This window comes from Actinomadura sp. 9N215 (assembly GCF_044326345.1).
Lineage (GTDB): Bacteria > Actinomycetota > Actinomycetes > Streptosporangiales > Streptosporangiaceae > Spirillospora.
This window is the reverse complement of the sequence record NZ_JBIRBA010000034.1, coordinates 22,897-35,731: the sequence shown is the minus strand read 5'-3', so window position 1 is coordinate 35,731 and position 12,835 is coordinate 22,897. Positions and strand designations below refer to the sequence as shown.

Here is a 12,835-nt window from a genome sequence, read left to right as displayed (position 1 = left end):
GCGCGCGCCTGAAGGTTGTGTACGCGGCTGAAAGTCGTGCACGAGGTTGAACGTCGTGCGCACGCGGCTGAAGGTTGTGTGCGCGGTTGAACGTCGTGCACGTGGTTGAAAGTCCGCGTCGAACGTCCGTAGCGGCCTGTCACATTTCCCTGCGGTGGGCGTGGCCGCAGGTCAGGCGGCGGTTGTCATTCCGGTCGGCGACGGAGGCGGACGCGCGTCACCCGGGACGGCTACCCAACGCACCCGAATCTGGTACATCGAGCGGACGTTAACCAGCGGTGCGGCACTATACGGTGAAGCGGTGCTGGACGACCACGTACTCGATCTCATCCTGCTCGTGCTCGTCGTGCTGTTCGGAGTCTCGGGCTACCGGCAGGGCTTCATCGTGAGCCTGCTGAGCTTCGTCGGCTTCGTCGGCGGCGGCGTCGTCGGGGTGCTGATCGCGCCGCCGATCGCCGAGGCGGCGGTGGACGGCGCCGCCCAGCAGGCGCTCCTCGCCATCGTGATCGCGTTCCTGGCCGCCACGACGGGGCAGCTCGTCGCGTCCTCGCTCGGGGCCGTCCTGCGCAACCGGGTGACCGGCATGAACGCCCGCACGGCGGACGCGGTCGGCGGCACCCTCGTCAGCGCGCTGTCGCTGCTGATCGTCGCCTGGTTCTTCGGGAGCCTGGTCGCCAACTCCGAGTTCAAGCCCGTCCGGACGCAGGTCAAGGGCTCCTCGATCATCAACGGCATCAACGACGTGATGCCGCCGCAGGCGCAGACCTGGTTCACGTCCTTCCAGGGCTTCGTGAAGAGCAGCGAGTTCCCGCAGGTCTTCAACGGGCTCGGCGGCGAGTCGGTGGTGCAGGTGCCGCCGCCGGACGAGTCCGTGCTGAACACCAGGGGGCTGCGGGCCGCCCGCGACAGCATCGTGAAGATCGTCAGCACGGCGCCGCAGTGCCAGCGCCGGATCGAGGGCACCGGGTTCGTGTTCGCGCCGAAGCACATCATGACCAACGCGCACGTCGTCGCGGGCGCCCGCGGCTCGTCCGCCGTGGCGACCGTGAACGGCGAGACCGCGCGTGGACGGGTCGTCCTGTACGACCCGAAGCGCGACGTCGCCGTCCTGTACGTGCCCGGCCTTGAGGCGCCGCCGCTGAAGTTCGCCGGGGACGCCCGCGTCCGCGACAGCGCGATCATCGCCGGGTTCCCGAAGAACCAGCCGTTCACGCCGGGCGCCGCCCGCATCCGCGCCCGGCAGACCGCCCGCGGCCCGGACATCTACCACTCCGGCCAGGTCACCCGCGAGATCTACGCCATCCGCGGCAAGGTCGAGCCCGGTAACTCGGGTGGGCCGCTGCTGTCCACCGACGGCCGCGTCTACGGCGTCATCTTCGCCGCGGCCCTGGACACGCCGTCCACCGGCTACGCGCTCACCGCGGACGAGGTCGCCCCGGACGTGCGCGCGAGCGCGAACGCGACCACCCCGGTGTCGACGGAGAGGTGCTCCGACTAGTTCACGCCTACGTGCGTTCACGCATGAGTGGGCTTTGTGAGCCGCAGGGTTATGGGGCCGTCCTGGGGACGGTCGGCGTCGGCCAGGTGGCGCGCGCGCTGAACGATCCCTTGGACGTCGATCCCGTGCGGAGGGGCAGCCTCATACGGGACGAGACGTTCCGCGGCGCGACTGAGGAGCGCATCGGCGCCGCGCGTGTTTCCACGGCGAAGATGGGTTATCCCTACGGCGACCTGTGCGAGACCTCTCCACAGTTCCCGTTCGGCTTCTGGCGCGGCCTTCCACACCGCTTCCAGGACCTCGTGCGCATGGAACGGACGGTCGGCGTCCAAGAGGCGTTGTGCTTCGACCAATGCTTCGGCGGGTGGCATGTCGAGGTCGTCCGGCATCGTGGGTATGCCGGTCGCGTCGTGGGGCAGGGGGCGTCCGTAGGCGTCGCGTGGGCGTGCGTTGCGTGGCCGTCCAGACTCGTCCCGATCCCGCATGTCTCCACGCTACGCCCGTCCGTCACATGGCAATTCGCTGGGAGTGGTCAGTGTTCGGGTTCGGGGTCGGCGAGCCAGCCGAGGAGCTGCGTGTCGAACGCGCGGGGACGTTCCTCGTGCGGGAAATGACCGGCGCCGTCGATGAGCTTCCAGCGGTAGGGGGCCGTCACGTAGCGGCCGGAGCCCTGTGCGCTGCCGGGGAGGGTGCATGTGTCGAGCGCCCCGTGCAACTGGAGCGTCGGTACCTGGATGGGTGCGCGCATACGGTGCGCGTAGCGGATGCCGTCCGGACGGGCCTGCGACCGGATGAGCCAACGGTGATACTCCAGCGCGCTGTGCGCCGCCCCAGGAATCTGTACCGCTCTCCGGACGAGATGCTCAGTGCGTTCGTCCGGCCAACCCGGGCTCGACCACTCGTGCAGAAGCTTCCCGACAAGCGCCGCGTCGTCGCGCACAAGGCGCCGTTCGGGCCACAGCGGCAGCTGGAAGCCGAACGTGTGGCGCGTCGCCCAGCCCTGTCCGCGCGGGTCACCGGCGACGGCCTGGCGTAGGCGCAGTGGATGCGGCGCGCTCACCACCGACAGCCGCTGGACGACCTTCGGGTGGTAGACGCCCATCGTCCAGGCGAGGAGCCCGCCCCAGTCGTGCCCGACGACGATCGCGTTGGCCTCACCGAGCGCCCGGACGAGCCCTGCGGCGTCACCGGCCAGCGTGACCAGGTCGTAGCCGCGCGGTGGCTTGTCGCTCCCGCCGTACCCGCGCAGATCCACCGCGGCCGCGCGGTAGCCCGCCGCGGGCAGCGACACCAGCTGGTTGTGCCACGACCACCAGAACTCGGGAAAACCGTGCAGCAGCAGGACGAGCGGCCCGTCACCGGCCTCGGCGACATGGAACCGCGTCCCTCCGGCGCTGATCTGCCGGTGGGTCCACGGCCCGTCGACCTCGACCAGGGACGCGTCGTGCCCGGACATGGCGATCGGTCAGCCCGTCAGCTCTGGCGTGTCGGAGTCGCCGCGGCGGCGCAGCTTCGACAGGTCGCTCTTCAGGGACTTGCGGGTCCGCTTCGCCCCTTCGATCTTCTTGATGAACCGCTTGGCGACGAGCATCAGCACGCCCGCGAGCACCACGTACACGACCGCGACGATGAGGAACGCCAGCCAGCGCCAGAGGCCCAGTCCGATCAGCCCGTACGCGAACGAGATCGACAGCAGGATGACGACGATCCCGCCCATCACGGCGGCGATGGTGAACATCACGCTGCTGATGGCCGCCTTCTTGGCGTCGGCCTTGAGCTCGACCCTGGCGAGCTCCATCTCCAGCCTGATGATGTCCGACATCTCGCTCAACGCCGTGGTGGCCAGATCGCCGAGCGACTTGTCCTCGACGCGATCGCCCGGTAGTGCCTCGGACATATAGCAGATTCTCCTTCAGTCCGGGCGCGCGCGCAGACGCACCCTTCTCCGGAAGACGACGGCCGCGGCCGCCGAGGCGAGGACGCTCGCGATCAGGACCGCAGTCGTCACTCTCTCGAATTGTGACGGGTCGGTATAGGCCAAACCGCCGATCAGCAGCGAAACGGTGAAACCCACCCCGGCGAGCAAAGCGACCCCTGCGATCTCATGCCAGTGCAGATCCTCGCTTAGGCTCGCCAAGCCGAGCCGGACGGCCGCCCAAGCGCCGCCGAAGACGCCCACGAACTTACCGATCACCAATCCGGCGATGACACCGAGGGCCACCCGGTCGGTGAACACCGCACCCAGTTGCGACGTGCCGAGCCCCACGCCCGCCGAAACGAACGCGAAAACCGGTACGCACACGCCCGCCGAGAACGGACGCAGCGCATGGTCGGCACGTTCCGCGTTCGTCGGCCGTCCGTCCGGGGTCTGCTTCGGGCTGGTGAGCATTCCCAGGGCCACACCGGCGACGGTGGCGTGCACGCCGCTCCGCTGTAGGCAGTACCAGGCGAGGACGGCGAGCGGCACGTACACCCACGGCGATCGCACATTCCTGTACTGCAGCCACCCGTACGCGCCGATCAGGACCACTCCGAGACCGAGAGGCGTCCAGTGCATCTCGTTGGTGTAGAACAACGCGATGATGGTGATGGCGATCAGGTCGTCCACCACGGCCAGCGTCAGCAGGAAAGCGCGCAGCGGCGCCGGGCAGGCCGTGAACGTCACCGCGAGCACCGCCAGCGCGAACGCGATGTCCGTCGCCGTCGGAACCGCCCAGCCGCTGGACGCTCCAGGCTCGCCCGCGCTCACCGCCAGGAAGATCAGTGCCGGGACCGCCACCCCCGCGACGGCGGCGAGCACCGGCAGAGCCGCGTCCCGCGGATTGCGTAGCACTCCGTGCGTCAGTTCCTCGCGCAACTCAAGACCGGCGATGAAGAAGAACACCGCGAGCAGGCCGCTGGACGCCCAATGCTGCACGTCCATATGCCCGAGGTGCAGCCAGTGGGGGCTGATCTCGAATGTCTGCAGGCTCTCGTAGGCGCCGTCCCACGGCGTGTTGGCCCACACAAGCGCGGCCACCGCCGCCAGCAGCATGACCACGCCGCCGATCGTCTCCGTCCGCAACGCCACGGCGACCTGTGTCCCGTAGCGGACGGTCGGACGGAACGGCCACGTCGCAGCAACGCGGCGCCGGACGGGTGGGCGCGCCATGGAGACTCCCGGGAAAGCGGCGAACGGTCTGGTCTAGCCCCGACCCGCCATGCGCAACAGGCCGTGACATTGCCGACCAGACTTCCCGGCGCACCACAAACGACCTTACCTGCACAACCGCAACTCCCCTGACACCGCTGCACTGGACACCGCAACCCCTGACAGAACGGCCGCTTGGCCAAGCGCTGCCAGAGCGGCCGTTGGGGAAGCCTTCTCGGTGCCGTCGCCGTCGCCGTCGCTTGAGCAGAACGGCCCGCGTCCGATGGTGTGCATCGGGCGCGGGCCGTTCTCGTAGGGACGGTCTTTGCAGAGGCTCAGTCCTCGGACTTGGCGCTCGGAAGCTTCTCCGAGATCAGGTCCATGACCGTGCTGTCGGCGAGCGTCGTCACGTCGCCGATGCTGCGGTTCTCGGCGACGTCCCGCAGCAGCCGCCGCATGATCTTGCCGGAGCGGGTCTTCGGCAGCTCCGGCACCATCATGATCTGCCGGGGCTTGGCGATCGGGCCGAGCACCTTGGACACGTGGTCGCGCAGCTCCCGCAGGAACTCCTCGCCCTCCACGTCCCCACCCGCGTCCCCGCGCGGGATGACGAACGCGACGATGGCCTGCCCGGTGACCGGGTCCGTCGCGCCGACGACCGCCGACTCGGCGACCTTCGGGTGCGAGACCAGCGCCGACTCCACCTCCGTCGTGGAGATGTTGTGGCCGGACACGAGCATGACGTCGTCCACGCGGCCGAGCAGCCACATGTCGCCGTCCGTGTCCTTCTTCGCGCCGTCACCGGCGAAGTACAGGCCCTCGAAACGCGACCAGTACGTCTTGACGTAGCGTTCGTCGTCGCCCCAGATCGTCCGGAGCATGCTCGGCCACGGCTCCCTGACCACCATGAACCCGCCGCCGCCGTTCGGCACGGACTGGCCCTGGTCGTCCACCACGTCCGCGGCGATGCCCGGCAGCGGGCGCATCGCCGCGCCCGGCTTCCCGTGCGTGATCCCCGGCAGCGGGCTGATCATGATGGCGCCGGTCTCCGTCTGCCACCACGTGTCGACGACCGGGGCCTTGTCGCCGCCGATGTGCTTGCGGTACCAGACGTACGCCTCCGGGTTGATCGGCTCACCGACCGACCCCAGGACGCGCAGTGACGACAGGTCGTACTGCGCGGGGATGTCGTCGCCCCACTTCATGAACGTACGGATCGCCGTAGGCGCGGTGTAGAAGATGGTCACCTTGTACTTCTGGATGACGTCCCACCAGCGTCCGCGGTTGGGGGTGTCCGGGGTTCCCTCGTAGATGACGCTGGTCGCGCCGTTGGCGAGCGGGCCGTACACGATGTACGAGTGACCGGTCACCCAGCCGATGTCGGCGGAGCACCAGTAGACGTCCGTTTCCGGCTTCAGGTCGAACACCGCGTGGTGCGTGTACGCGCACTGGGTCAGGTAACCGCCCGTGGTGTGCAGGATGCCCTTCGGCTTACCCGTCGTACCGGACGTGTACAGGATGTACAGCGGGTGCTCCGCGTCCATGGGCTCGGGCGTGTGCTGGTCACTCTGCCGTTCGACGACGTCATGCCACCACAGGTCGCGCTCGTTCTCGGCCACCGGCTCCCCGGTGCGGCGCACGACGAGCACGTTCTCGATCGTCGGTGTCTGCGCGACGGCCTCGTCGACGATGCCCTTCAGGTCGGACGGCTTACCGCGGCGGAACCCGCCGTCCGACGTGATGACCAGCTTGGCCTGCGCGTCGTCGATGCGGGTCCGCAGCGCCTCCGCCGAGAACCCGCCGAACACGACCGAGTGGGTCGCGCCTATGCGCGCGCACGCCAGCATCGAGATCGGCAGTTCCGGAATCATCGGCAGGTAGATCGCGACCCGATCGCCCTTGCGGACGCCCAGTTCCAGCAGCGCGTTGGCGGCCCTGTTCACCTCGCGCTGGAGGTCGGCGTAGGTGAGCGTACGGCTGTCGCCCGGCTCACCCTCCCAGTGGAACGCGACCTTCGCGCCCCGTCCCGCCTCGACGTGCCGGTCGACGCAGTTGTAGGCGACGTTCAACTCGCCGCCCACGAACCACTTCGCGAACGGTGGGTTGCTCCAGTCGAGGACGTCGTCCCAGCGCTTCGTCCAGGACAGCCGATCCGCCTGCTCCGCCCAGAACCCCAGGCGGTCCTCGGCCGCCCGCTCGTACGCGTCGGCCTTGACATTGGCCGACGCGGCGAGTTCTGCGGGCGGGGAGAAGCGGCGCGTCTCCTGCAGAAGGTTCGACAGTGTCTCTTGGCTCTGGCTCAACGCGAAACTCCTTGCTAGCTGAAGCGGGGTCGCCCGGTATCCCCACTTCACCAGGTAGGTCCTCGGTCCCACAAGGCCGCCATCCTGGAGGTCGTGGATGAGCGCCACTTGCGCTCATGGTTTCGGATGGTCTGGTGTGATACCAGACACACCGGGCCTTCCCGTCTGCGATCAGGGAATCGCTTCCGTTCTACGCGCACCCGTACCCTTGCGTCCACGAGCGTCCAGCATGCGGACGCCCCGCATGCGCATCGTGCGCCCGCCTTACCTGCGCCTCCAGCGCCCGCCTTACCTGCGCCTCCAGCGCCCGCCTTACCTGCGCCTCCAGCGCCCGCCTTACCTGCGCCTCCAGCGCCCGCCCTACGTGCGCATAAGGTCGGGCCGTGACCGATGCCCTTGCTGACGTAGCGAACCTGCCCGGTGTTGCGGGCGCCGTCGACGACGCGCGCTCCGCGGTGGACCGGCTCTTGGGCCACCGCATACTGCGGCGGCGCAGCGCAGAGGTGTCCACCGAGTCCGCGTTGCGGGGCGCCCGGGCCTCGGCCGTCCTCGATGGGGCCTCCGTCACGCTGGACGAGCTCCGCACCACGGAGAATCCGTCCGACCCGGTCGTCCAGGGAGCGCTTCGTGTGTCGGCCGAATTGGGGACGCTGACGGAGACGTGGCGGAACGCGCCCCGGCAGGCCCTCGCACGGCTCCACGTACTCGCCGCAGCCGATGCGGTCGAGAGCGCCGATCTCGGACGTCCGCGCACAGCAGACAGGCCCGTGGAGGACGCATTCGACCTCGGCGACGCGCCTTCGCCGTCCGAGGTGGCCCTTCGCCTAGACGCGCTCAGCGGCTTGCTGACGGAGTCGACGAAAGCGCCCGCGCTGGTGGTCGCGGCGGTCGTGCACGGCGAGCTGCTGACTCTGCGTCCGTTCGGCTGGGGGGACGGGCTCGTCGCCCGTGCCGCACAGCGGCTCACCCTCGTCGCCCGTGGACTCGACCCCAAATCGCTGGTCGCGCCAGAGGTCGGGCACCTGGAACTCGCCGCCGACTACACCGAAGCGCTCCGCGCCTACTCGTCCGGCACTTCAGAGGGCGTTGCCCAGTGGATCGGGCACTGCTCCGCCGCCGTCGCCGCCGCGGCACGGGACTCGCAGGCCATCTGCGAAGCGTTCATGCGCGGCTGATCTTGTCAGTGGGCTAGTCCATGCTGGGCGTATGGCCGAACGCATGTATGGACGACCAGCGGCTCCCACCGACACCACCATCTCGTCAGCGGACTGGGACTCGCGCGACCTGACGGGCGAGAACCATGCGAACGTCTTGTTCGTGGACGTCGACATGACCGAGGCCACGGGAGTCGGTGCCGTGTTCACCGACTGCACGTTCCGTGGTGTGCGCTTCAACGCGTCCACCCACACCGACGCCGCGTTCGTGAACTGCACGTTCGTTCGCAGTGGATTCTTCGACGCCACCTTCACGGGATGCAAGTTCGTTGGCAGCATGTTCGACGGCTGCACCTATGACCTGTTGAAGGTCAAGGGCGGCGACTGGTCTTTCATCGGCCTGCCCGGTGCCGACTTGCGGCGCGCCTCGTTCACGGACGTGCGCATGCGTGAGGCCGATCTCACTGGTGCGAGGTGTGCCGGGGCCGTGATTCGCGGTGTCGACTTCTCGGGCTCGATGCTCCACAAGACCGACTTTTCCGGCTGCGATCTACGCGGAAGCGACATCTCGGCGATAGACCCCTTCACCGTCGAACTTCGGCGCGCGGTGATCGATCCGTTTCAGGCGGTCGTCCTGGCAACTGCACTCGGGCTGGACGTCCGCGACTAACGGGCTCGACGTCCGCGACTAACGGGCTGGACGTGCGCGACTAACGGCTTACTCGCAAAGCGAACGGCGCCCCTCTCCGGGACGCCGCCGCCAAGCACGTCACACCGGGTTACCAAGCGTGCACCTCATATCCGTCGGATCGGGTCAAGCCCGTCTCGACGCGCCTCCCGCGGCTGGTCGCGCGTGGGTGCCCGGCTGCCGTGCGCGGACACTCGGTCCGTAAGACCTGTGTACGCCCTATTTGCCCAGTTGACAAGCCCCCGTTCAGAAACTCGTCCGCGCTGGTGAGAGCCGTGCCGACGGCGGTGAGGGCGCGCTATAAGGCCAACGTGGGGTGGAGTGCCCTATTCCGGACTAACCGGAACTCTGCGACGGCGCCGAAATTGATCACTCACTGTGATCGTTTCCATTGTGAACGGTCGATCCGGCCGGGCCGCCGGAAAGATCTTTAGTTCTCCTGTACGCTCCCACTCCCGTCCCTATGCACTCCTTGTGCAGGGGCTTGGGGTGTCCTGTCGGGGGCGGGACGGCGCCTTGCGGCACCGCGTCGCCACCAGCCGAGGGGATCGTCCCAACCAGGTGAGAAAAATCGTCACCTGTCGGACGAGTTTGCGCCTCGACGCAACTCTCAACGATCGGGCAGCATATGTTGTATCTGCCTAGACTGGAGTCAGTGAGTTTGCCTCACCTATAGAGCGAACTTGCGTCGGCTTAGGCCGAACTCCCCCGAGACTTTCTTGGGAAAGCGGGCCGGCTCTACCCCCCCGGAGCCGGACCGCCCGGCGACCCCCGCTCTCCCCCCCGGCGGGGGTCGCCCAGTCGTCAGCGGTCGGGCGGTGGCGCAGGACACAACTCCAGCGCCACCGCCCACCGCGTGTACCTGGCCACCCGCGTAGGCTCCGGCCGCAACCGTGCCCCGCCGGCCTGCTTTTTCCTCGCTGACCTGGGCTGGCCCGCATCCACGTGCGGAGCGGCGGCCGGGTCGGGCGACCGGGTCGGACGTCCGCCGTTCGCGCTTCGGAGCCGGACACGCGACGAAGTTATCCACAGTTCGCGGAAGGTCTTCATCGCCGCCTCCCGGGCCCGCAAGGTGGATGTCTCCGAACGTTTGAAGGGGCATCCGATGAATCTCGCGGCACTGATCGTCACGGCCGACCCCGCCCTCACCGACGGCCTGCTCCGCCTCGCGGCCGCCGCCGACGCCCATGCCGAGGTCGCCTACGGCGCCGACGAGGCCAGAGCCGTCTGGACGTGGCCGGCCCTCATCCTCGTGGGCGCCGACGTGGCCGAGGACGTGGCGTCCGCCGGGCTCCAGCGCAGGCCCGGCCTCGTCCTGGTCACCGGTGACGGCGCCACGTCCGAGGCTTACCGCCTGGCTGTCGAGGTCGGCGCGCAGGACGTCGCCGCACTGCCCGACCATGAAGACTGGCTGATCAGCGCGTTCGCCGCGGCCAGCGAGCCCGAAGGCGGCTGGGCCACCACCCTCTGCGTCGTCGGGTCCCGCGGCGGCGCGGGCGCCAGCGTGCTCGCGACCGCGCTCGGGCTCGCGGCGGCGGGCCAGGGTCTCCGCACGCTGCTCGTGGACGCCGACCCGTTCGGCGGCGGCGTCGATCTCATGCTCGGGCTGGAGGAGCACGAGGGCGTCCGCTGGCACGACCTCGCCGAACGCCGAGGCCGACTGAACACCGCCACCCTGCGCGAGACGCTGCCGCAGTCGGGCGACCTGTCCGTCCTGTCGTGGCGGCGCGGCGAGCCGGTGCCCGTCTCCGACGAGGCGATCCGGTCCCTGTTCGACGCGGCCGTGCGCGGCTTCGACCTGGTCGTCGTGGACGTCCCCCGCTATCCGGGCGACGTCGGCCGCGCGGCCCTGCGCTCCGCCGACGTGACGTTCCTGCTCGTCCCGGCCGAGGTCCGCGCGACCGTCGCCGCCGACGGCCTCGCCGCCGCGCTTCGCCGCCTCACCACCGACGTGCGGCTCGTCGTCCAGGGCCCGGCGCCGGGCGGGCTGACGCCCGACGCGGTCGCGTACGCCCTCGACCTCCCGTCCGCCGGCTCCTTCGAGCGCGACCGCCGCCTCCCCGCCGCCGTCGACGAGGGCGGCTTGGAGCGGGCCTGCCGCCGGGGCCCGCTCACCGATTTCTGCGCCGGCGTCCTCGCCGACCTCGCCCTCCAGCCGTACGCGTACCGGGAGGAGGCCGCCGCATGACCAGGTTGTCCGACGCCGTCCGCGACCGGCTGGCCGACACCGGCGGCGAACCGACCACCGGCCGGGTCGCCGCGGCGCTCCGGGCCGAGGAACGACTGCTCGGCGACCGCGAGATCCTGACGCTGGCCGACGAGTTACGCGCCGAGTTCGTGGGCGCCGGGCCGCTGGAGCCGCTGCTGCGCTCCCCGGACGTCACCGACGTCCTGGTGAACGGCCCGGACGAGGTCTGGGTCGACACGGGCACCGGCCTTGTCCGCACGGCCTTGCGTTTCCCAGACGAGCAGACCGTCCGGCGCCTGGCCCAGCGCCTCACCGCCGCCGCAGGCCGACGTCTCGACGACGCCTCCCCGTATGCCGACGCCAGGCTCCCGGGCGGAGTGCGCCTGCACGCCGTCCTCCCGCCCGTCGCCGCCACCGGGACGTGCATCTCCCTGCGCCTCCCCCGACGCCGCGCCTTCACCTTGGACGAGCTGACCGCGGCACGCACCATCCCGCCCGAAGGCGCCGGACTGCTCGCCGCCCTGATCGAGTCCCGCGCCGCCTTCCTGATCACCGGTGGCACCGGCACCGGCAAGACGACCTTGCTGAGCAGCTTGCTCTCGCTGGTCGATCCCGCCGAACGGATCGTCCTGGTGGAAGACTCCGCCGAGCTGAGACCGTCCCACCCGCACGTGGTCCGGTTGGAGGCCCGCCCGCCCAACATGGAGGGGGCCGGAGGCGTGACCTTGAACGACCTGGTCCGCCAAGCCCTCCGCATGCGCCCCGACCGTCTGGTGGTAGGTGAGGTCCGAGGCTCTGAAGTAGTGGTTCTCCTCCAGGCGATGAACACGGGCCACGAGGGAGGGTGCGGCACGCTCCACGCGAACACGGCCGCCGACGTCCCGGCGCGCCTCGAAGCCCTGGCGTGCGCTGCGGGCCTGACGCGAGAGGCCGTCCACAGCCAGCTGGCCGCCGCCCTGGACATCGTGGTCCACCTGGTCCGCGACCCGGGCGGAGGCCGCCGGCGGGTGGCCGAGATCTGCCTCGTCCGCCGGGTCTCCGACGGCCTGGTCGGCGTTGTCCCCGCGGTGTCGTTCACCGCGTCCGGCGAGATCATCCCCGGCCCCGGCGCCGCTGCCCTCTCCACCCGGCTGGCCCGTGCATGATCAACGTGCTCGCGGCCCTCTGCTCGGCCGTCGCCGTCTGGACGTTCTTGACCCCGCCCACCGCCGTCCGTCGCCTGGACGGCCTCGTCAAACGTTCACCCGGCAATCCGCTCCCCACAATCAAGACCAGGGCCCTCGCCCTACGCGAACGCCAGACCCTTCCGGACCGCCGACGCGCATCCGTCATCGAACTCTGCGACGCCATGGCCGCCGAACTCGCCGCCGGCCGAACGCCCGACGAGGCGTTCACGGCGGCCACCACCGTCCTTGACCCGCACATCGCCAAGGAGTTCGTCGGCCTCCCTGATCCACCTTCCGACCACCTGGCGGAACTGGCGGACCGGCCAGGCGCCGAGGGGCTTCGCCTACTCGCGGCCTGCTGGCGCGTGGGCGCCGAACGCGGCGGCACGCTCGCCACCGTCCTGGACGGCCTGGCGACCGCATTACGAGACGAGGAGTCCCAACGCCAGGACGTGTCCGTCCAACTCGCGGGCCCTCGCGCGACAGCCCGCCTCCTCGCCGCTCTTCCCCTCCTGGGCCTGGCCATGGCCGCGGCCATGGGCGCGCACCCGCTCCCTTTCCTCTTAGGGACGCTCCCGGGCCTGGTCTGCCTGATCACGGGCGTGTCCCTCAACCTGACCGGCCTCTTCTGGACCAGATACCTGGCCAAATCCGCTGAATCCCTCCACTGACCCACCCAAGGTTCTGACAGGCAGGTGAATCGATGAC

11 protein-coding genes are annotated in these 12,835 nt (G+C 69.7%); 6 read left to right on the top strand and 5 right to left on the bottom strand.

The features are described 5' to 3' along the window. The first annotated feature begins 301 nt into the window (after positions 1-301). Positions 302-1,498: a MarP family serine protease gene (locus ACH34T_RS38195; protein ID WP_396025871.1), complete on the top strand. Its 1,197-nt coding sequence runs from the start codon at positions 302-304 to the stop codon at positions 1,496-1,498. A 17-nt stretch (positions 1,499-1,515) separates the two neighbouring features. Here ACH34T_RS38195 and ACH34T_RS38190 read toward each other — a convergent pair whose 3' ends face one another. The 5 genes from ACH34T_RS38190 to acs all read right to left on the bottom strand — a co-directional run bounded on the left by ACH34T_RS38190 (position 1,516) and on the right by acs (position 6,931). Beyond that, a complete protein-coding gene (locus ACH34T_RS38190) occupies positions 1,516-1,887 on the bottom strand; it encodes a DUF309 domain-containing protein (RefSeq protein WP_396025870.1) in 372 nt (123 codons plus the stop codon). A gap of 143 nt (positions 1,888-2,030) precedes the next feature. Beyond that, positions 2,031-2,954 (bottom strand): alpha/beta fold hydrolase, encoded by a 924-nt coding sequence (locus ACH34T_RS38185; protein WP_396025869.1) that lies wholly within the window; start codon positions 2,952-2,954, stop codon positions 2,031-2,033. A gap of 9 nt (positions 2,955-2,963) precedes the next feature. Next, positions 2,964-3,395 (bottom strand): phage holin family protein, encoded by a 432-nt coding sequence (locus ACH34T_RS38180; RefSeq protein ID WP_396025868.1) that lies wholly within the window; start codon positions 3,393-3,395, stop codon positions 2,964-2,966. Positions 3,396-3,410: 15 nt separating this feature from the next. Beyond that, positions 3,411-4,649: a Na+/H+ antiporter NhaA gene (gene nhaA / locus ACH34T_RS38175; protein WP_396025867.1), complete on the bottom strand. Its 1,239-nt coding sequence runs from the start codon at positions 4,647-4,649 to the stop codon at positions 3,411-3,413. Between the two features lie 314 nt (positions 4,650-4,963). After that, positions 4,964-6,931 (bottom strand): acetate--CoA ligase, encoded by a 1,968-nt coding sequence (acs, locus tag ACH34T_RS38170; protein WP_396025866.1) that lies wholly within the window; start codon positions 6,929-6,931, stop codon positions 4,964-4,966. A 383-nt stretch (positions 6,932-7,314) separates the two neighbouring features. On the opposite strand from acs, the gene ACH34T_RS38165 reads away from it, so the two are divergent. The 5 genes from ACH34T_RS38165 to ACH34T_RS38145 all read left to right on the top strand — a co-directional run bounded on the left by ACH34T_RS38165 (position 7,315) and on the right by ACH34T_RS38145 (position 12,798). Continuing rightward, on the top strand, positions 7,315-8,106 hold the full coding sequence (locus ACH34T_RS38165; protein ID WP_396025865.1) for an oxidoreductase: 792 nt from the start codon (positions 7,315-7,317) through the stop codon (positions 8,104-8,106). A gap of 31 nt (positions 8,107-8,137) precedes the next feature. After that, positions 8,138-8,755 carry a pentapeptide repeat-containing protein gene (locus ACH34T_RS38160; protein ID WP_396025864.1) on the top strand — a complete coding sequence of 206 codons (618 nt, stop codon included), beginning with the start codon at positions 8,138-8,140 and terminating at the stop codon, positions 8,753-8,755. Between the two features lie 1,123 nt (positions 8,756-9,878). After that, positions 9,879-10,961: a septum site-determining protein Ssd gene (gene ssd, locus ACH34T_RS38155; RefSeq protein ID WP_396025863.1), complete on the top strand. Its 1,083-nt coding sequence runs from the start codon at positions 9,879-9,881 to the stop codon at positions 10,959-10,961. Further along, positions 10,958-12,106: a TadA family conjugal transfer-associated ATPase gene (locus ACH34T_RS38150; protein WP_396025862.1), complete on the top strand. Its 1,149-nt coding sequence runs from the start codon at positions 10,958-10,960 to the stop codon at positions 12,104-12,106. The genes ssd and ACH34T_RS38150 overlap by 4 nt, the downstream gene beginning before the upstream one ends. Then, a complete protein-coding gene (locus ACH34T_RS38145; RefSeq protein WP_396025861.1) occupies positions 12,103-12,798 on the top strand; it encodes a type II secretion system F family protein in 696 nt (231 codons plus the stop codon). The genes ACH34T_RS38150 and ACH34T_RS38145 overlap by 4 nt, the downstream gene beginning before the upstream one ends. Positions 12,799-12,835: the final 37 nt, after the last annotated feature.

Excerpts from the sequence above, each read along its gene's own strand:
- ACH34T_RS38190 (WP_396025870.1), bottom strand. The coding sequence starts at position 1,887 with ATGCCGGACGACCTCGACATGCCACCCGCCGAAGCATTGGTCGAAGCA.
- ACH34T_RS38185 (WP_396025869.1), bottom strand. The coding sequence starts at position 2,954 with ATGTCCGGGCACGACGCGTCCCTGGTCGAGGTCGACGGGCCGTGGACC.
- ACH34T_RS38180 (WP_396025868.1), bottom strand. The coding sequence starts at position 3,395 with ATGTCCGAGGCACTACCGGGCGATCGCGTCGAGGACAAGTCGCTCGGC.
- nhaA (WP_396025867.1), bottom strand. The coding sequence starts at position 4,649 with ATGGCGCGCCCACCCGTCCGGCGCCGCGTTGCTGCGACGTGGCCGTTC.
- ACH34T_RS38160 (WP_396025864.1), top strand. The coding sequence starts at position 8,138 with ATGGCCGAACGCATGTATGGACGACCAGCGGCTCCCACCGACACCACC.
- ssd (WP_396025863.1), top strand. The coding sequence starts at position 9,879 with ATGAATCTCGCGGCACTGATCGTCACGGCCGACCCCGCCCTCACCGAC.
- ACH34T_RS38150 (WP_396025862.1), top strand. The coding sequence starts at position 10,958 with ATGACCAGGTTGTCCGACGCCGTCCGCGACCGGCTGGCCGACACCGGC.
- ACH34T_RS38145 (WP_396025861.1), top strand. The coding sequence starts at position 12,103 with ATGATCAACGTGCTCGCGGCCCTCTGCTCGGCCGTCGCCGTCTGGACG.